The following is a 17653-nucleotide window of genomic DNA, read 5'->3' on the forward strand; positions in this document are numbered from 1 at the left end:
CAGCATCGCGGAAGCCGCGGAGAAGCCGCTAGGTCTTCTTCTTCGGCCCGGCAGAGACCACCCCCTAATTGGGTGCAGCCGGGCAGGAGAGGAGGCCCGAGTGACCGGCCAACCGCGGGACAGCGGCCGACGGGGCGCGTGGAACGCGCCACATAAATTAATAGAGAGGCTCGGACCACGCGCCCCGTTTCCCGATCAAAGGCAAAACCCGGCGGACCACCGCGCGGGAACGGATGGGCATGGGCTGTGACAAGGTTTTTCGCCACACTGAATCGAAGGAGAGAAGGCGCGCAGCCCCGGTCCCTCACCCGCCCTTTGCCGCCAGCGGAATGCAGAAGGGGCGGTCGGTTTCCTCGTCGTGCAGCACGCGGCAGTGGATACCGAAGACCTGCTCGATGTTCTCCGCGTGGAAAACGCGGCCCACCGGCCCGGCGCTCGCCACCTTTCCTTCCCGGACGAAGACGATGTCGTCGGCGAAGCGGGCGGCCAGGTTCAGGTCGTGGAGGACGACCACCACCGTCTTGCCCTCCTCGTGGCTGAGCTTGCGCACCAGCGAGAGCGTATCCAGCGCGTGGGCGATGTCGAGGTGGTTGGTCGGCTCGTCGAGCAGGATGACCGGCGCGGCCTGCGCGATGACCATGGCGATCCACACGCGCTGCATCTGCCCGCCCGACAGCGTTCCGATGGGCCGGTCGGACAGATCCTCGATGCTGGTGGCGGCGAGCGCGGCGGCCACCGTCTCGCGGTCTTCCGCGCCCGGCCGCCCGAAGCGGCGGCGATGGGCGTAGCGGCCGAGGCGGACGAGATCGACCACCGTCATTTCCTCCGGCGCGCTGGGGCTTTGGCTCAGCATCGCAATGCGTCGGGCAAGCGCGCGAGGCTTCCAGTTCTCAAGCGGGTCGCCGTCGAGATGCACCGCCCCGGCCCTGAGCGGCAGCATGGCCCGCATGGCCCTGAGCACGGTGGACTTGCCGCAGCCATTGGGCCCGCACAGCGCCGTGACGCGCCCGCGCGCGACCGAGAGATCCAGTCCCTCGAAGACCAGCCGCTCGCCATAGCCGGCGGCGGCATCGCGCATTTCGAGGGCGGCGTGGTCTTGCAGGGTGTTGTCATGCATGGGCGCGGCCCGATCGGAAGAGAATGTACAGGAAATACGGCGCGCCTATCAGCGCGGTCACCGCGCCCGTCGGCACTTCGAAAGGCGCGAACAGATAGCGCACCACCACATCGGCCAGCACCACGAGCACCGCGCCAATGAACGCCGTGCCGATCATGACCGGCAGGGCGCGGGTGCCCAGCAGCAGGCGCGCGGCGTGCGGCGCGATCAGGCCGACAAAGCCGATGGCGCCGACGAAAGACACCGCCGCCGCCGTCAGCACGACCGCCAGCGCGAGCAGCAGGGCTTGCGTTTGCATCACCGGCAGGCCGGAAGCCTCCGCGCTGGCATCATCGAGCAGAAGCTGGTCCATCCGGCGGGCGAGAAGCAGCACCACAGGCACGATGGCCGCCAGCAGAACCGAAATGATTGCCACATCGATCCACCGCGCCTGGTGGACCGAGCCGGCGAGCCAGGTGGCGGCCTGATTGGCGCGATAGACGGGGCCGACGATCATCAGCATGGTCACGCCCGCCTGCGCCAGCTTGCCGAGTGCGAAGCCGTGCAGAATGAGGCTCACCGGCCCGCGTGCCGCACCCTTTGCCAAGACGGCCACGAGCACGGCGAAGACCGCCGCGCCGCAGGCGGCAGCAAGCGGCTGCCAGTAGATGCTGACGGTGAGCGAGTTGGATTCGTTGCTGAACAGAAACAAGAAGCCGACCGCGCCCAGCGCGGCGCCATCGGTAATGCCGAGCACGGAGGGCGCTGCGAGCGGGTTGCGCGTCGCCCGCTGCAGGAGAAGCCCCGCAAGCGCCAGTGTCATACCCGCCAGTCCGCTGAGCAAGACGCGCGGCGCGCGCAGGGTCCAGATGATGAGTTCGTCGGTCTGCGCGCCCTGCCCTATGACCGCAAGCAGCAGGCGTTCAAGCGTCATGGACGAACTGCCGATTCCCAGGCCCAGCAGCGCCGACAGAAGGAGAACCACGGCGAGGCCGATGAGCAGGGCTGTCCCGTTGCGCGTCTTGGGACGCGGCTCGGCTATGACCGTCACGCCCGTCATGCAGCCGCCGTCCCTTTCCGCCGCAACAGCATCAGGAGCACGGGCACGCCGATCATGGCCAGCACCGCGCCAACCGGGGCCTGCGCGGGATAGATGAGGAAGCGCGAGGCGATGTCGGCGGCAAGCGCCAGGCTCGCGCCTGCCAGCATGGAAAGCGGTATCAGGCGGATGTGGCTTCGCGCACCCAGCCGCCGTGCCAGATGCGGCGCGGCTAGGCCGACGAAATTGACGGACCCCGCCAGAGCAACACTGATGCCCGCAAGTATGGCCGCTGCCGCAAAGGCGGTACCGCGCGCAGCCACTACGGGCACGCCCAGCGCTCCCGCCGTCGCATCATCGGCGGTCAAAACATCCAGCAAACGCGATGAGAATACGCAGCAAGCGGCAATCGTACCCATGATGAGCGCGGCCGGCAGGAGAAGCGCAACCTGCCCGTTGGTGAAGGCGCCGGAGAGCCAGAACAGCAGTTCCTCCATCGCCCGTTCGCTTGAAACGAGCGCAACCTGCACGCCGGAGGTGAGCAGTGCCATCATGACGAGACCTGCCAAAAGGAGATGCAGCGGCGAGGCACTGTCATTGCCGAGCCAGGCCATGCAGTAAATGAGCGTGGCGGTGGTCAGCGCGCCGGCACAGGCGGCGAGCGTCAGCGGCAGGGGTGCCTCGATGCCCAGAAGCGTCACCATGAGCACCGCGGCGAAAGCCGCACCCGCGTTGATGCCGAGAAGCCCCGGCTCAGCCAGCGGATTGCGCGTCACCGTCTGCATCAGCAGCCCGGAAAGACCGAGCCCCGCCCCGACCAGAACAGCGATGATCGTGCGCGGGACACGCAATGTGGTGACGATGAGCGCGGCCTGATCATCGCCGCCCACCGTGAGCGCGCGCCACACCTCGGCCGGCGACGTATAGTGTACACCGAACTGCAGGCTGGCGGCCGCCAGCACGGGAACCAGCAGGCCGAGTATCAGAAATGCGCGCTTCATTTCATTCTCCGCCGCCCCGTTTCCATAAGATGAGAATGCAAGTCAACTTATAACTTGACTTCATCGGTAATCTTTCTGCATGACCCGCGCCGGATAAGCTTGAAAGGGGAACGCGAATGAAGCCGTTCAAGACGATCGCCGCCGCGGCGGGCTTTCTTCTCGCCGGTGGTGCAGCGCAGGCTGCCGAAGTCACACATGCCATGGGCACCACGGATGTGCCGGATGATCCGCAGCGCGTCGTGATTTTGACCAATGAGGGCACGGAAGCGGTGCTGACGCTAGGCGTTCAGCCGGTGGGTGCGGCAAACTCCTGGACCGGCGATCCATGGTACGATCACATCGAGGATGAGATGGGCGACGCCACGCCGGTCGGCAAGGAAAGCGCTGTCAATCTCGAACTGATCGCCGCTCTTCAGCCCGATCTGATTCTTGGCAACAAGACACGGCACGAGGCGATCTATCCTCAGCTTTCGGCCATCGCGGCGACGGTCTTTTCCGAGCGGCTTCGCGGCGACTGGCGCAAAAACTTCGCGCTCTATGCCGAAGCGCTTGGTCGGCAGGAAGAAGGTGAGAAGGTGCTCGCCGAGTTCGACGCAGATGTGGAAGAGCTGGCTGCGAAACTGGGCGACGCGACCGAAGAGAAGGTCAGCGTCATCCGCATGACCGCCGGGCAGATCCGCATCTATCAGAAAGACAGCTTTTCCGGCTACATGCTGGAGCATATCGGCTTCCAACGCCCGGCCAATCAGGATGTGGATGAGTTCGTCATGCGTGTTGGCAAGGAGAGTATCCCGGACATGGATGGCGATCGCATCTTCTACTTCACCTACGATACCGGCGATGGCGAAGGCGAAAAATTGACCGAGGAAGTCATCAACGACCCGCTCTGGAAGAGCCTCGACGCCGTGAAGGCCGGCAAGGTGCACGTCGTGGACGACACGATTTGGAACACGGCGGGCGGTATCATTGCCGCCAGGCTCATGCTCGAGGATGTTGCCCGCATCTACGGCGTCTCGGAATAGCTCTTTTCCGGCGCGGCTTTCTGTGGTCAGGCCGTGCCGGGACATGACCAACTCCGCCGGGTGCGCTATAGCTTTGCAAAGCACAAATACGCGCGACCCTGGAGGGCGGATGTTCAAGAAGATCCTGATCGCCAATCGCGGCGAAAGCGCCGTTCGCGTCATGCGAACGGCCAAGCGCATGGGGATCGCTACCGTCGCCGTCTATTCCGACGCCGATGCGCAAGCCATGCATACAACGTTGGCCGACGAGGCCGTTCACATCGGTGGAGCCGCCGCCAGTGAAAGTTACCTGAACGGCGAGCGGATCATCCAGGCGGCGAAGGCGACCGGCGCAGAAGCAATCCACCCCGGCTACGGCTTCCTTTCCGAAAATCCCGACTTTGTCGAGGCGGTGGAAAAGGCGGGACTCGTTTTCATAGGTCCCTCGGCCAAATCCATTCGCGCAATGGGATTGAAGGACGCCGCCAAGCAGCTGATGGACAAAGCGGGCGTGCCGGTCGTGCCCGGCTATTTCGGCGATGCGCAGGAGGTGGTGGTGCTCGCTACGAAGGCACGGGAAGTGGGCTATCCCGTGCTCATCAAGGCGCGCGCGGGCGGCGGCGGCAAAGGCATGCGGCGGGTCGACAATCCCGATCGTTTCGCGGAGGCGCTCGCGGCAGCAAAACGCGAAGCCAAGGCGGCCTTCGGCGACCAGCGCGTAATCGTGGAAAAGCTGATCGAGACGCCACGCCATATCGAGGTGCAGGTCTTCGGGGACAGGCACGGCAACGTCGTGCACCTGTTCGAGCGCGACTGCTCGGCCCAGCGACGGCACCAGAAGGTTATCGAGGAAGCCCCCGCCCCCGGAATGAGTCAGGCCATGCGCGCGGCGGTGACCCAGGCCGCGGTGAAGGCGGCAAAGGCTATCGATTATTGCGGCGCCGGCACCATCGAGTTCATTGCGGATGCGTCGCAGGGGCTGAAGCCCGACCGCTTCTGGTTCATGGAGATGAACACCCGGCTGCAGGTGGAGCATCCAGTCACCGAAATGGTGACCGGAGTCGATCTCGTGCAGTGGCAGTTGCGCGTGGCTGCCGGCGAGGCGTTGCCGCGCACGCAGCAGGAGATTGCGGTGTCCGGCCATGCCGTCGAGGCGCGCGTCTATGCTGAGGACGCTACCCGCGATTTCCTGCCGGCAACCGGGACGCTGCACCATTTGCGATTTCCCGACGAGACCGCCGGCGCAACACTGCGCATCGACGCCGGCGTGCGGCAGGGCGATGCCGTCACGCCCTATTACGACCCGATGATCGCAAAGGTGATCACCCATGCGGAGAACCGCGGTGCAGCTCTTGCCGCGCTCGCGGAAGCGCTGGAAGCGACGGAAGTAGCCGGCTCGACGGTCAACACGCGTTTCCTCGCCCGCCTTGTCCGCAATCCGGAATTCGCCGCCGGCAGGCTCGATACGGGGCTGATCGCGCGCCATCAGGAGTCTTTGACGACAACGGCCCAGCCGGAGTCACGGACGATCGCGGTGGCCGCACTTGCCGCCTCGGGCGCAAAGCATCAGCCGGACGCGATCGAGCCGTTCGACGCCATCCCGGCCTATGGCCATTTTCATCCCCTCACCCATCGCCGCACGATTCATCACGGCGAGCGCGCGCTTACCTACGCCATTACCGGCGATGGCGACGGCCGCTTTCGTGTTCAGGCGGATGGCGACGATGACGAGACATGGCAACTTACCCCCGCCGGCGATCTGCGCATGGCAGTGTGGCCGGGGCATTTAACGGTTTTCGAGGATGGGGAAAGCTTCACCTTTGCCCTGCACGATCCTCTGGCGCTTGCAGAAGAGGCCGGCGCGGGCGGAGACAGTCTTCGCGCCCCCATGCCGGGGCTCGTGAAGCTGGTACGCGGTGCGGCAAAGGAGGCGGTCAAGAAGGGCCAACCGCTCCTGGTGCTCGAAGCCATGAAAATGGAGCACACCATCACCGCACCCCATGACGGCATCATCGCCGAGATCGCCGGCGAAGGTACGCAGGTGAATGATGGTGCGGTGCTGGTGAGGTTCGAAGAGGTAGGAGATGGGCAGTAAGAAAGAAACGGCGCGTAGGCGCGGCGCCAGCTCAGCTTAAGCTCATCGCCTACCGCCCCATGCCCTATTGCCTTCCTCTCAATGCATCGTCATCCATTCACGCGCTTCGCGGAGCGCGCGGGCGATATCTGTCTTCGACATATTCGAGGCCAGTTCCGCCCGCAGCTCGGCAGCGCGGTTGGAGCCCTTGATGGCGGCAATGTTGAACCATTTGTGCGCGGCCACGAGATCCAACTCGCAGTCCCGGCCGGTGGCGCACATCATGCCGAGCCGCAGGAGAACATCCGCCTGAACGCCGGCGTTCTGCGCGCCAGCTTCCGTCCTGTAAAAGTCGTTCTGTGCCATCGTTGCCATCGTTCAAATTCCCTGTTTCTCACCTGAGAGCAGCCCGCCTTTTTTGTTTTGGGTGGCGGTGTTGCCTTGTCCGTGAGAATGGCAGGAACAGTTGAAATGGCTGTTAAAAGGCGTGCTTAATCGGAAGCAAATAAAACTCAAATATTCCGTAAACCGGAGGGGTTTGTTAACCAGAGAAGTTACGGTAAATCAACCAGTTACGGCAATTTTAAGGGATATTTGAGAAGTCCCTCAGCAACCTTTCTCTAACCACGACTCCCGATCCGCTCAGCCCCTGCGTAGAGGATTGTCTTGGCACAGGCGGCGAAGCGCCGCGGTACTTCCTGCCGGGGCTTGATAGAGAGCGCTTCCAACCTGCCCCGACTTCCATTACTCTTACGTCTGCGTAACATTGCAGCGCGGGAGGAGATACGATGCGCGGAATGCTTTTGAGCACGATGGCGCTCCTGGCGACAACGGCTGCTGCCTTTGCCGATCCGATCGAAGGGCAGTGGAAGACGGGCTCCGGCAGCACGGCGGAGATTGCGGCCTGTGGCACGGCTTATTGTATTACACTGAAGACCGGGAAGCACGCCGGCAAACAGATCGGCCGTTTCGAGGCACAAGGCAACGGCGCCTATGTGGGAACGGTGACCGACCCCGCTAACGACAAGACCTATAAGGGAAAGGGAACGCTCAAGGGCGCCTCCTTCACCATGGGCGGGTGTGTGCTCGGCGGTCTTATCTGCCGCAACGAGACCTGGGCACGGATGTAGGATGCCGCCTTTGCCCGTTGCCTTCCCGGAGATGTCCGGGACGGCGTTAGAACCACTTCAGCGCGCGCGCTGACCGAAGAGAACCTTCTTGGCTTCGTCGTCATCCGCGATGTTGCGCCGATGCTCCTGGCCGACGGCGAGACCACGCTCGACAGCCGGCCGGGCCATGAGCGTGTCGAACCAACGCTTGAGATTGGGGAAGTCGTTAAGGTCCTGCCCCTGCCCCTCGTGCGATTTTACCCATCCGACAGAGGCCATATCGGCGATCGAATACTCGCCGGCGAGAAATTCGCGGTCGGCAAGGCGCTTGTTCATAACACCATAGAGGCGATTGCACTCATTCGTATAGCGCTCGATGGCATAGGGCACCTCCTCCGGAGCATATTTGCGGAAGTGGTGGGCCTGGCCGGCCATCGGCCCCAAGCCGCCCACCTGCCAAAAGAGCCACTGATCGACCTCGACGCGTGCGCGCTCGTCCGAGGGATAGAAGCGGCCGAACTTGCGGCCGAGATATTGCAGGATCGCGCCGGACTCGAAGATCGATATGGGCTCGCCACCCGGCCCTTCCGGATCGATGATCGCGGGCATGCGGTTATTGGGCGAGATTTTCAGAAATTCCGGACGAAACTGCTGGCCGCGGCCAATATTGACGTAATGCACCTCATAGGGAACACCAAGCTCCTCGAGCATGATGGTGACTTTCCAGCCGTTGGGCGTGGGCCAATAATGCAGTTCGAACAGACTGTTCTGAGTCGTCATTCATCTCTCCTTTCGCGACGCGGGGAACCACATAGGGGGTGACCGCGCCAATACGCTTCAACTCAACGGCCGGATCGCCGTTCCATCGTGCACTCATATCGCGATTCGTCCGGTAAGGTTTCTGAACTCAGAATGAACAGGTGCCTCAGCATGCGTTCAAAGCTGCTGGCGTATCTTCAGGGCAACAGTCGGGAAACACATCGATATCGCCAAAGACGGATGCGCAAAATGAAAACCACAATAGACACCCTGCGCCTGCTGCCAAAAGCGCTCATCGTTGCTTCCCTTTTTATTGCGCCGCTGATGGCGATGGAGACCGTTCGGGCGGGCGACGAGCACATCCTCGAAGGTACATACAAGAAATCGAGCGGCGCCGGACTCGTGTTGATGGTGAGCCTTCAGCGGGCGCGTTGATCCCTTGGCGTGAAAACCTCGGTGGTGGCGGCAATCCTCCCGGTCTCAGGGAATCATCCTGTCGTCCAGCTTGCCAGTATGTCTCGAAAACGCCGCACGAAATCCCTATAAAGGGATATGGACAAGCGAATCTATCCTCAACCGATCGAGACCATATCCAGCCCGGACTCGTGGAAGCGAAAAAACTTCAGCAGCGCCAGGCAAGCCGTGGACGCGCTGAAGGCGATTTATGAGCGCAATACGCGCTTTCTCCGCGACGCCTTCATGCATGTTGCGCAGACGGGCGAGTGCGATGAACGCTATCGCGCCTTCTATCCGGAGGTGAGCGTCTCCACACCGTCCTTCGGCCATGTCGACTCGCGGCTGGCCTACGGCCATGTGCCGGCGCCGGGAACCTACAAGACGACGATCACGCGGCCCGATCTCTTCGACGCCTATTTGGTCGACCAGTTGGACCTCATCATACGCAATCACGGGATTTCCGTGGCGGTGGCGGAATCGGAGACGCCTATTCCGCTGCACTTCGCGTTCCTGCAGGACACCTATGTGGAAGCCTCGGTGGCCGACCGGCTGACCCGGCCGCTGCGCGATCTCTTCGATGTGCCGGACCTGAACTATATGGACGATCACATCGTCAACGGCACCTACGAGGTCACCCCCGGCGAGCCGATGCCGCTGGCACCCTTTACCGCGCAGCGTATGGATTATTCGCTGCACCGGCTCTCGCACTACACGGCCACGCGGCCAGGCCACTTCCAGAACTTCGTGCTTTTCACGAACTACCAGTTCTATATCGACGAGTTCTGCGCATTCGCCCGCGCGGCCATGGCCAGGGGCGGCGAAGGGTATGAGGAATTCGTAGAGCCCGGCAACATCGTGACGCGGGCGGGGGAGGACGCGCCGGTCGACACAAGCGGCCAGCGCATGCCGCAGATGCCCGCCTATCACCTGAAGAAATCAGACCGCTCCGGCATCACCATGGTCAACATCGGTGTCGGGCCTTCCAACGCGAAGACCATCACAGACCACATCGCCGTGCTGCGGCCGCATGCATGGCTCATGCTCGGCCACTGCGCGGGCCTGCGCCACACGCAGGCCCTCGGCGACTACGTGCTGGCGCACGCTTATGTGCGCGAGGATCACGTTCTGGACGACGACCTGCCGGTCTGGGTACCCCTGCCGGCATTGGCCGAGGTGCAGGTGGCGCTGCAAGAGGCCGTGGCGGAGACGACCGGGCTTTCAGGATACGAATTGAAGCGCATCATGCGCACGGGCACGGTTGCCACCATCGACAACCGTAACTGGGAACTGCGCGAGCAGCGCGGCCCGGTGCAGCGGCTGTCGCAGTCGCGCGCGATCGCGCTGGATATGGAGTCGGCAACCATCGCGGCCAACGGCTTCCGTTTCAGGGTACCGTACGGTACGCTTCTATGCGTGTCCGACAAGCCGCTGCATGGGGAACTGAAGCTTCCGGGCATGGCGAGCGAGTTCTACAAACGACAAGTGGCGCAGCATTTGCAGATCGGCATCCGGGCGGTGGAAAAGCTTGCAGCTATGCCGCCGGAGCGCCTGCATTCGCGCAAATTGCGCAGCTTCTCCGAGACAGCGTTCCAGTAGTGCTAACGACGGCGACCCGCCCGCCGCTGCTGAAATGAACGGCTGACGGGTCTCTCAAAAACAAGTCCATAGCACCTGATCGGTCACCCTAGGTGGGGCCGGACTCAACAGGGTGGTGAGCTTGCGGGACGGGCCGGGGTTGCCGCCATCAGTTCGCGGAGAGAGAGGCGGCGCTGCGGAGCAATAACAGTCAATTCCGGTGAGAAGAACCTTGCTCCCGCCGCAATCGAGCCGTTAAAAACGCACCATGTCCGACAATCGCCGCCTTCTGCCGCTTCTCCTTGCACTCTGCGTAACACTGACCACCATTCCGCTGGTTCTGGGGTTTCTCGGCGGGCTGCATCTGGCGTTCGATTCATTCGCCCATTTCCGGGTGCACCTCGCCTTACTCGTCGTGGTGCTTGCACTGCCCCTTCTGCTCTACAGCGGCTGGCGCAGGATTGGCCTCATGGCCATCGTTCTTAGCCTTTCCAGCATAGCGTCCGTCACCGTCCCGACCTCTAGCGAGGCACGAGCCAACGCGGCTACCGCTCAGGGTGAGCCCGCGCGCTACCGGCTGCTTCAATTGAACTTGCGCTATGACAACCGCTCGCCGCGGGAGGTGTTGTCGCTCATCGGCCGTGTGGCGCCCGATGTCATCACGCTGGAGGAAGTCTCGGGCATGTGGCGGGATGAGCTGGGCCTTGTCGAAAGCGCCTATCCATACCGCATCATCTGCGACTCCCCTTCGCCCGTCGGGAGCGTGGCGATCCTTTCACGCCGACCGTTCCTGCATCCATCCACGGCGCGGTGCTACAACCGCGGCGCGCTTGCAATCGCGACGGTAAAGTTCGGCGGCACGGCAATCGATATCGCCGCGCTGCATCTCGGCTGGCCATGGCCCTTCGAGCAACCCTGGCAGATCCGGCACGTGGAGCCGCCGCTGACACGGCTCGGCGGCACGGCGATCCTGGGCGGTGATCTCAACGCTGTACCGTGGAGCGCGATCGCCCGGCGTGTCGCGACCGCGGGCGGGCTGACGCCAATCGGAGATATCGGGCCGACATGGCTTGCACGGCCACTGCCGAATGCCTTGCGCAGAAACGTGGGCCTGCCAATCGACAACGTGTTCGTCAAAGGCGGCATCGTGCCGCTCAGGACGGAGCGCCTGAGGCAAGTCGGCTCCGATCACCTGCCGGTTCTGCTGGAGTTTGCGGTGAACCCGCAGGGTGGGGAGCCAGGAGTGATGCAGGCCACGTTAGGGCAGTAGGCAACAGGCGGAATCTTGCCGCCGTACTGCCCTATTCCCTCACATGTTCTGATACACCGGCCCCTCGCCGCCCTGCGGCGGCACCCAGTTGATGTTCTGGTTCGGGTCCTTGATATCGCAGGTTTTGCAGTGAACGCAGTTCTGCGCGTTGATGACAAAGCGCGCCTGGGCGTTTCCGGGCGAGGCGCCGCCCTTTTCCGCTGCGCCCGGCCCACCGGCGAGTGCATTGCCGTCCGCATCGACCCATTCATAAACACCGGCCGGACAGTACCGCGTCGAGGGCCCCGAGAAAACGGCATATTCCGAGCTTTTCTGCAGATCCTCGTCCTTGACCTGCAGATGCACCGGCTGGTTTTCCTCGTGGTTCGTGTTCGACAGGAACACCGATGAAAGCCGGTCGAAGGTCAGCACGCCATCGGGCTTGGGATAGTCGATGGGCTCGTGCTTTTCAGCCGGCTCCAGCGTTTCGTGATCGGGCTTGCCGTGGCCCAGCGTGCCGAAAAGCGAAAAGCCGAAGAGCGAATTGCACCACATGTCGAAGCCGCCGATGCCTACGCCCAGCCAGGTGCCGAAGCGCGACCAGAGGGGCTTCACATTACGCACCTTCCTGAGGTCCTTGCCGATCTCCGAGTCGCGCCAGGCATCCTCATAGGCGGAGAGTTCGTCGTTGGCACGGCCGGCGGCGACCGCTTCGGCCACCTGCTCAGCGGCAAGAATCCCCGACAGCACCGCATTGTGCGAGCCCTTGATGCGCGGCACGTTGACGAGCCCGGCCGAGCAGCCCATCAGCAGGCCGCCGGGAAACACCATCTTCGGTACGGACTGATAGCCGCCTTCCGTGATGGCCCGCGCGCCGTAGGAGATGCGCTTTCCGCCCTCGAAGGTATCGCGGATGGCCGGGTGCGTCTTGAACCGCTGAAACTCCTCGAAGGGCGCGAGGTACGGGTTTTTGTAGTTGAGATGGACGACGAACCCGACGGCCACCAGATTGTCGTCGAAATGATAGAGGAACGAGCCGCCGCCAGTACTCCGATCCAGCGGCCAGCCGAAAGAATGCTGCACGAGCCCCGGCCTGTGCTTCTCGGGCTCCACTTCCCAGAGCTCCTTGAGCCCGATGCCGAATTTCTGTGGCTCTCGGTCGTCGGAAAGACCGTAGCGGGCGATCAGCTCCTTGGCGAGCGAGCCACGCGCGCCCTCCCCGATCAACACGTATTTGCCGTGCAGTTCCATGCCCGGCTCGTAGCTCGGGCCGTGACTGCCGTCCTGCTGGACGCCCATGTCGCCGGTCGCAACGCCCATGACGGCGCCTTCGTCGTTATAAAGCACTTCGGCGGCGGCAAAGCCCGGATAGACCTCGACACCCAGAGCTTCCGCCTTCTCGGCCAGCCAGCGGCAGACATTGCCCAGCGAGACGACGTAGTTGCCGTGATTGTTCATCAGCGGCGGCATCATGAAGTTTGGCATGCGCACCGAGCCGGCCGGGCCCAGCACGAGAAAGCGATCGTCCGTGACGGGCGTCTTGAAAGGGTGGCTTTCGTCCTCGCGCCAGTCAGGCAGGAGCCTGTCGATACCGACCGGATCCACCACCGCGCCGGAGAGAATGTGGGCGCCGACCTCGCCGCCCTTTTCCAAAACCACCACCGACAAATCCGGATTAAGCTGCTTCAGCCTGATCGATGCCGCCAGGCCCGCCGGCCCCGCGCCGACGATCACAACATCGAATTCCATGCTTTCGCGTTCGCTCATCCGAACCTCCAATGATGCGTCTGGAACCGCTCCTGCTTTCGCCCGCATGGCTATAGCGCATCGTAACGGGCCGTGAACAGCCCCGTGCAAATTTTCATGGCGCGGCCCCTTCGCGTAAACCTCATGGCGGCGTAGAATGACCGCAATGGGCCGGAACGATGCCATGGGCCCCGGCCACGCGGGAGCATCTAGCCATGTGCCTTGCTCGTATCGCCGCCGTTTTATCTGCAGCGCTCCTGATCGGCGCCGGGCCGGCTGATGACGGCACATGGGTGGCAGGCGGCTACAGCTTTTCCGATGAGATGGGCGAGTTCCGGATCCTCGATATCGCCGGCACGGGCACGCGCTCCGACCCGATCGTCCTGACACAGGAGCTTTACACGGCGAGTGCCGAGGTTCTCGTCATCCGCACCGTCGGGCCGCGGCCGAGGGCGGAAACGGACCGGACGGGCATGGTTCTCTACCTCCAACTCGAAACGCTCAATGCCAGCGGCTTGGCCTGGGTCGAGTTCGGGTTCGAGCTTCAGGAGCAACTGGGCAAGCCGAGCACTTATGGCGACGGAGTTTCGTTCGATCAGGTGCGGACCGAGCGTGGGAGGATTTCTTCCAACGCTTTCGCCAGCCACGAGCGCAACTTCGAGCCCTATGACCGGATTCTCTTCCAGGAAGGCACCGTCGACCCACACCAGACCGTGCAATTCTCCCTTCTCATCACCGACCTCACGCCCACCTACCAGTTTCACCTCGTGCAGGATCCGCGTATTCCGTTTTCGTGATGGGTTGGGTCGTGCCCCGGCTCGGACTTCCGGCTCTCGGGCATCATACGGCCTTTGACGGGATCGGCCGCATTCTCGTTAATCCGAACGCAGCGAAAACAAGAGCGATGCCCGAGGCGATGGCTCGAACCTGGTTCCAGAATTGCCATCGTCCTGAATAGCCTTCCCAAATCTCCCGAGCAGTCTCAATGTCGGTTGGAACGGGGACCGCCGCCAACGTCTCGTTCATAGGCACGTTCACAGCCATTGTGAGGAAAAGGCCGAAAGCCAGATAGATCATAGCCGCAGCCAGGAACCACAACGCAGCGGCGCTCTGACCGGTAAAGCGGGTCACAGCCGCTGTGACGGTCAGGATCACCGGCGTCAGAAAAAAGGCGGGGAAAAACACCGCATTGCGCACCGAAGCATTCATCGCCTGCATGGCTTCGATTGCGACGCGGGGGTCCGCCTGGTCCAGCCCCCACATCGTCGAGCAGACCCAGGCGTAGAAGAACCCGAAAATCGCACCGCAAAAGACAACAGACGCGATCGGCAGCATAACGAGTAGTGCGGCCATGGCTGTCTCCATTCGACCCGTACATATATGTACGTATTTACATTTTCCGTACATAAATGTACGCATTTGGTCAAGACGTTTTGGAGATTGGGATGCGCAAAGAAAATCGGGCTGATCGGCATCGGCAGATCGAGCAAGCGGCCTACGAGATTTTGCAAAGGCGGGGCTATGGGGGAACGTCCATGCTCGCCATCGCCAAGGAAGCCAAGGCATCTAACGAAACGCTCTATCGCTGGTATGGCGATAAACGGGGCTTGTTCAAGACCATGGTGGAGGGCAATGCGAGGGCGACGACAACAGCCCTGAACGCGGCAATCAGCGGTGGCGCCGATCCTCTGCAAACCCTTGAAGAGGTTGCCCCGGTTCTGCTTTCGATGCTGCTTGGCGAGAGAGCCATTTCCCTGAATCGGGCGGCGGCGGCCGACGAAAGCGGAGAGTTGGGCGAGACCATCGCCGCGGCTGGCCGGGAATCCGTGTTCCCTTTGATAGAGACGTTGGTTCACAGCGGCCTGGAGGACGGAACGCTTACAGCCCCGTCTGCCCGCACGGCGACGGAATGGTTCCTGAGCCTGTTGATCGGCGATCAGCAAATCAGGCGGGCTATCCGCGCAGTGCCGCCGCCTTCGGACAAGGAAATCCGTTCGAGAGCGACTGCAGCGATCGGCGCCTTCAAAACGCTTTGCGCCGCTTAAAAACAAATTTGACCCGTCCTGCCCTACAGGAGAACTGCCTCTCACCTACGGCTGAGTGTTAACGCGAGACACTGCCGACGCCTCCGCCCTTGCATTGTGGGCTCGGGCGAAGGACATTGAGGGCATGACACCGAACCCTCCCCTCGATCCGGCGCAGTTGCGCGACCTGCTTCAGTTCTACGCCGATGCCGGCGTCGACGAGGCGCTGGAGGACGAGCCGCAGAACCGGTTTGCCGAAGCGCCACCCAAGCCGGCGCAGCCGAAGCCGGCGCCAAGCGGGAAGGCACCGGAGCAACCGGCGAAGGCATCCGCGCCGGCGGCACAGCCGCCTTCCGCGGCCGTTCCGGACGAGGCTCAGGCGGCGCGTGCCCGGGAGCTGGCGCGCCAGGCGGACAGTCTGGAAGCGCTACGGGAAATTCTGGCCGATTTCGACGGCTGCAATCTGCGGCACACGGCGAAGAATCTCGTTTTCGCTGATGGCAACCCCGAAGCCGAGGTCATGTTTGTCGGCGAGGCGCCGGGCCGCGACGAGGATTTGCAAGGCCTGCCCTTTGTCGGGCGATCCGGGCGTCTGCTCGACCGGATGCTCGCGGCCATCGGACGTGACAGGACATCGGCCTATATTTCCAATGTCATTCCGTGGCGACCGCCGGGCAACCGCGATCCCTCTCCGCTCGAAACCGAGATCTGCCGGCCGTTCATTGAGCGGCATATCGAGCTGGCCGCGCCGAAGGTCCTCGTGACTCTGGGAAACCCGTCCACGAAACTGCTTCTGCATACCAAGACGGGAATCATGCGCATGCGCGGCAAATGGTCGGTGCACACCACGCCGGGCGGCGCGGAAATCGCGACCATGCCGACGCTTCACCCTGCCTATCTCCTACGCAACCCGGCGCACAAAAAGCTTGCCTGGCGGGATTTCCTGGAAATCAAGAAGAAGCTGGGGGAAGTTAACGGATAAGCCCCGGCCGGGTCCCCATCGGCCGGGGCTTTCGCATGCATTACGCGGGTTTCGGGGCTGCGCGCAGGCCGGCAAATTGCAATATTGCAAAGAGGGCTACCGCAAGCGCCTGGGCGCCGATGAACAACACACCGAGAATGTTAGGTGTCACAAGGCCCACAGCCATGATGGCGAAGCTTGCAACCACCCACAATGCGTTGACGAGCACGATATCGACCAACAGCAGGCGTGGTGCTGCCTCCCGGCGAGCGAGCATGAAGAGCAGCGCGACGAAGGGGACGAGCGCGAGGCCGGACCAGAACAGAAGCGCAGTCGGCAAGTTCAAAAACGGGCCGAGCAGCCCGGCACCTGTTATCATCAGGGCCGCGGCGGCGCCGCTGACAAACGCGTCAACAAGGAGGGTCTTGCGCAGAAAGGCAGAGATAGCGAGCGTCATTTTCAGTCTCCTTCGTCTCTAATGAGCCGGCAATTGCCGCCGGAATGTGAAGGAGAATGACGTTATTCGCGCAGCATGGCGATTACCCGCCAGGTAATCGTTCCTTTCACTTCTTCGGGCTATGACGTTGTCCATGCAGAACACAATTGAACTGAACACAACCAGAGACAGCGTGGGCGACCTCCTGCGCGAATGGCGGCAGCGTCGGCGCGTCAGCCAGCTTCACCTCGCTTTGGAAGCCGGCATTTCCCAGCGACACTTGAGCTTCGTCGAGAGCGGCCGTTCAGCACCTTCGCGTGAAATGGTACTCAAGCTGGCCGAGACGCTTTCGGTGCCGCTGAGGGAGCGCAATCGCTTGCTGCTGACGGCAGGCTACGCTCTGCCCTTTGCCGAGCGTTCCCTCGGCGATCCGGCTCTGAAGCCGGCCATGGACGCCGTACAGCGGGTCCTCGACGGCCATGCGCCCAATCCCGCCTTGGCGATTGACCGTCACTGGACAATGCTTCTCGCCAACGGCGCTGTCGCCCCGCTTTTGGCCGATGTAGAAGACAAGTCACTGCTCGAGCCACCGGTCAACGCGTTGCGCCTGAGCCTGCATCCGAAAGGGCTCGCTCCGAACATTCTCAATCTCGCGGAATGGCGTGCCCACGTTCTGGAGCGCCTACAGGGCCTCAACGACCTCGTGGCCGATCCCGTGCTTGCCGAACTGGAGAAGGAGCTTTCGTCCTATCCGGGCGGCAAGGTCAGCGTTCGCCCGAGGACCGATCGTTCCGGAGGCATCGCCGTGCCATTACAAATACGAGTTCGTGGGGCCGAGCTTTCCCTCATCACTACGACCACCGTCTTCGGCGCACCGCTCGACGTCACGCTTTCCGAGCTTGCCATCGAAAGCTTCTTTCCAGCGGATGAAGCGACGGCGCGGTTTTTGAGAGAGGCGCAGGCCGACCTGCGGGCCGGCTGAGATGTTGAGGTATCCGGCTGGCTGATAGTGTTCGAGCCGCACGTGTAACTGCCGCTCATTACGTTTGAGGTAATCGACCGCTTTCCCTTCTCCTGGCAAAAACAAGCACATCAACACGAACCGCTGCCGGGATTCGACCGCAGCA

18 protein-coding genes are annotated in these 17653 nt (G+C 62.7%); 10 read left to right on the top strand and 8 right to left on the bottom strand.

Translation table 11 applies throughout. The features are described from left to right. Positions 1-304 precede the first annotated feature (304 nt). Genes LY631_RS08550 through LY631_RS08560 form a run of 3 tightly spaced genes read right to left on the bottom strand, consistent with a single transcriptional unit; the run spans position 305 to position 3136 of the window. Complete coding sequence (locus LY631_RS08550) at positions 305-1117, bottom strand: ABC transporter ATP-binding protein (protein ID WP_274424810.1); 813 nt, start codon at positions 1115-1117, stop codon at positions 305-307. Beyond that, the gene (locus tag LY631_RS08555) at positions 1110-2156 is read right to left on the bottom strand and encodes a FecCD family ABC transporter permease (RefSeq protein WP_274424812.1); all 1047 of its coding nucleotides are present in this window, start codon (positions 2154-2156) and stop codon (positions 1110-1112) included. Before LY631_RS08555 ends, LY631_RS08550 begins: the two co-directional genes overlap by 8 nt. Beyond that, positions 2153-3136 (bottom strand): FecCD family ABC transporter permease, encoded by a 984-nt coding sequence (locus LY631_RS08560; RefSeq protein WP_274424814.1) that lies wholly within the window; start codon positions 3134-3136, stop codon positions 2153-2155. The genes LY631_RS08555 and LY631_RS08560 overlap by 4 nt, the downstream gene beginning before the upstream one ends. 116 nt (positions 3137-3252) lie before the next feature. Here LY631_RS08560 and LY631_RS08565 point away from each other — a divergent pair, with 116 nt between their 5' ends. Both LY631_RS08565 and LY631_RS08570 read left to right on the top strand, forming a co-directional pair. Beyond that, the gene (locus LY631_RS08565) at positions 3253-4158 is read left to right on the top strand and encodes an ABC transporter substrate-binding protein (RefSeq protein ID WP_274424815.1); all 906 of its coding nucleotides are present in this window, start codon (positions 3253-3255) and stop codon (positions 4156-4158) included. A 109-nt stretch (positions 4159-4267) separates the two neighbouring features. Continuing rightward, a complete protein-coding gene (locus LY631_RS08570) occupies positions 4268-6232 on the top strand; it encodes an acetyl/propionyl/methylcrotonyl-CoA carboxylase subunit alpha (RefSeq protein ID WP_274424816.1) in 1965 nt (654 codons plus the stop codon). Positions 6233-6310: 78 nt separating this feature from the next. On the opposite strand, the gene LY631_RS08575 is transcribed toward LY631_RS08570, so the two are convergent. Continuing rightward, the gene (locus LY631_RS08575; RefSeq protein WP_274425094.1) at positions 6311-6577 is read right to left on the bottom strand and encodes a sel1 repeat family protein; all 267 of its coding nucleotides are present in this window, start codon (positions 6575-6577) and stop codon (positions 6311-6313) included. A gap of 422 nt (positions 6578-6999) precedes the next feature. On the opposite strand from LY631_RS08575, the gene LY631_RS08580 reads away from it, so the two are divergent. Further along, positions 7000-7341 (top strand): DUF2147 domain-containing protein, encoded by a 342-nt coding sequence (locus LY631_RS08580; RefSeq protein ID WP_274424817.1) that lies wholly within the window; start codon positions 7000-7002, stop codon positions 7339-7341. Between the two features lie 57 nt (positions 7342-7398). Here LY631_RS08580 and LY631_RS08585 read toward each other — a convergent pair whose 3' ends face one another. Then, entirely contained in the window at positions 7399-8100 is a 702-nt protein-coding gene (locus LY631_RS08585) for a glutathione S-transferase family protein (protein WP_274424818.1), read from the bottom strand. Between the two features lie 150 nt (positions 8101-8250). Here LY631_RS08585 and LY631_RS08590 point away from each other — a divergent pair, with 150 nt between their 5' ends. From LY631_RS08590 to LY631_RS08600, 3 genes are all read left to right on the top strand, one after another. Continuing rightward, the gene (locus LY631_RS08590) at positions 8251-8514 is read left to right on the top strand and encodes a hypothetical protein (RefSeq protein ID WP_274424820.1); all 264 of its coding nucleotides are present in this window, start codon (positions 8251-8253) and stop codon (positions 8512-8514) included. A gap of 117 nt (positions 8515-8631) precedes the next feature. Beyond that, positions 8632-10131, top strand: a complete 1500-nt coding sequence (locus LY631_RS08595) for an AMP nucleosidase (protein ID WP_274424821.1) — start codon at positions 8632-8634, stop codon at positions 10129-10131. A 247-nt stretch (positions 10132-10378) separates the two neighbouring features. Continuing rightward, positions 10379-11380: an endonuclease/exonuclease/phosphatase family protein gene (locus tag LY631_RS08600; RefSeq protein WP_274424823.1), complete on the top strand. Its 1002-nt coding sequence runs from the start codon at positions 10379-10381 to the stop codon at positions 11378-11380. Positions 11381-11419: 39 nt separating this feature from the next. On the opposite strand, the gene LY631_RS08605 is transcribed toward LY631_RS08600, so the two are convergent. Beyond that, on the bottom strand, positions 11420-13126 hold the full coding sequence (locus LY631_RS08605; protein ID WP_274424824.1) for an electron transfer flavoprotein-ubiquinone oxidoreductase: 1707 nt from the start codon (positions 13124-13126) through the stop codon (positions 11420-11422). 194 nt (positions 13127-13320) lie between these two features. Here LY631_RS08605 and LY631_RS08610 point away from each other — a divergent pair, with 194 nt between their 5' ends. Next, a complete protein-coding gene (locus LY631_RS08610) occupies positions 13321-13902 on the top strand; it encodes a hypothetical protein (RefSeq protein ID WP_274424825.1) in 582 nt (193 codons plus the stop codon). 43 nt (positions 13903-13945) lie between these two features. Here the strand turns inward: LY631_RS08610 and LY631_RS08615 are convergent, their stop codons facing one another. Continuing rightward, on the bottom strand, positions 13946-14458 hold the full coding sequence (locus tag LY631_RS08615) for an anthrone oxygenase family protein (protein ID WP_274424826.1): 513 nt from the start codon (positions 14456-14458) through the stop codon (positions 13946-13948). 92 nt (positions 14459-14550) lie between these two features. Here LY631_RS08615 and LY631_RS08620 point away from each other — a divergent pair, with 92 nt between their 5' ends. Together LY631_RS08620 and LY631_RS08625 are read left to right on the top strand one after the other, a co-directional pair. Further along, positions 14551-15150: a TetR/AcrR family transcriptional regulator gene (locus LY631_RS08620; RefSeq protein WP_274424827.1), complete on the top strand. Its 600-nt coding sequence runs from the start codon at positions 14551-14553 to the stop codon at positions 15148-15150. A 124-nt stretch (positions 15151-15274) separates the two neighbouring features. Next, positions 15275-16111 (top strand): uracil-DNA glycosylase, encoded by an 837-nt coding sequence (locus LY631_RS08625; protein ID WP_274424828.1) that lies wholly within the window; start codon positions 15275-15277, stop codon positions 16109-16111. A gap of 40 nt (positions 16112-16151) precedes the next feature. On the opposite strand, the gene LY631_RS08630 is transcribed toward LY631_RS08625, so the two are convergent. After that, positions 16152-16547 carry a hypothetical protein gene (locus LY631_RS08630; protein WP_274424829.1) on the bottom strand — a complete coding sequence of 132 codons (396 nt, stop codon included), beginning with the start codon at positions 16545-16547 and terminating at the stop codon, positions 16152-16154. Between the two features lie 151 nt (positions 16548-16698). Between LY631_RS08630 and LY631_RS08635 the strand changes: the two genes are divergently transcribed. Beyond that, on the top strand, positions 16699-17508 hold the full coding sequence (locus LY631_RS08635) for a helix-turn-helix domain-containing protein (RefSeq protein ID WP_445082865.1): 810 nt from the start codon (positions 16699-16701) through the stop codon (positions 17506-17508). Positions 17509-17653: the final 145 nt, after the last annotated feature.

Source organism: Chelativorans sp. YIM 93263 (assembly GCF_028767125.1).
Lineage (GTDB): Bacteria > Pseudomonadota > Alphaproteobacteria > Rhizobiales > Rhizobiaceae > Chelativorans.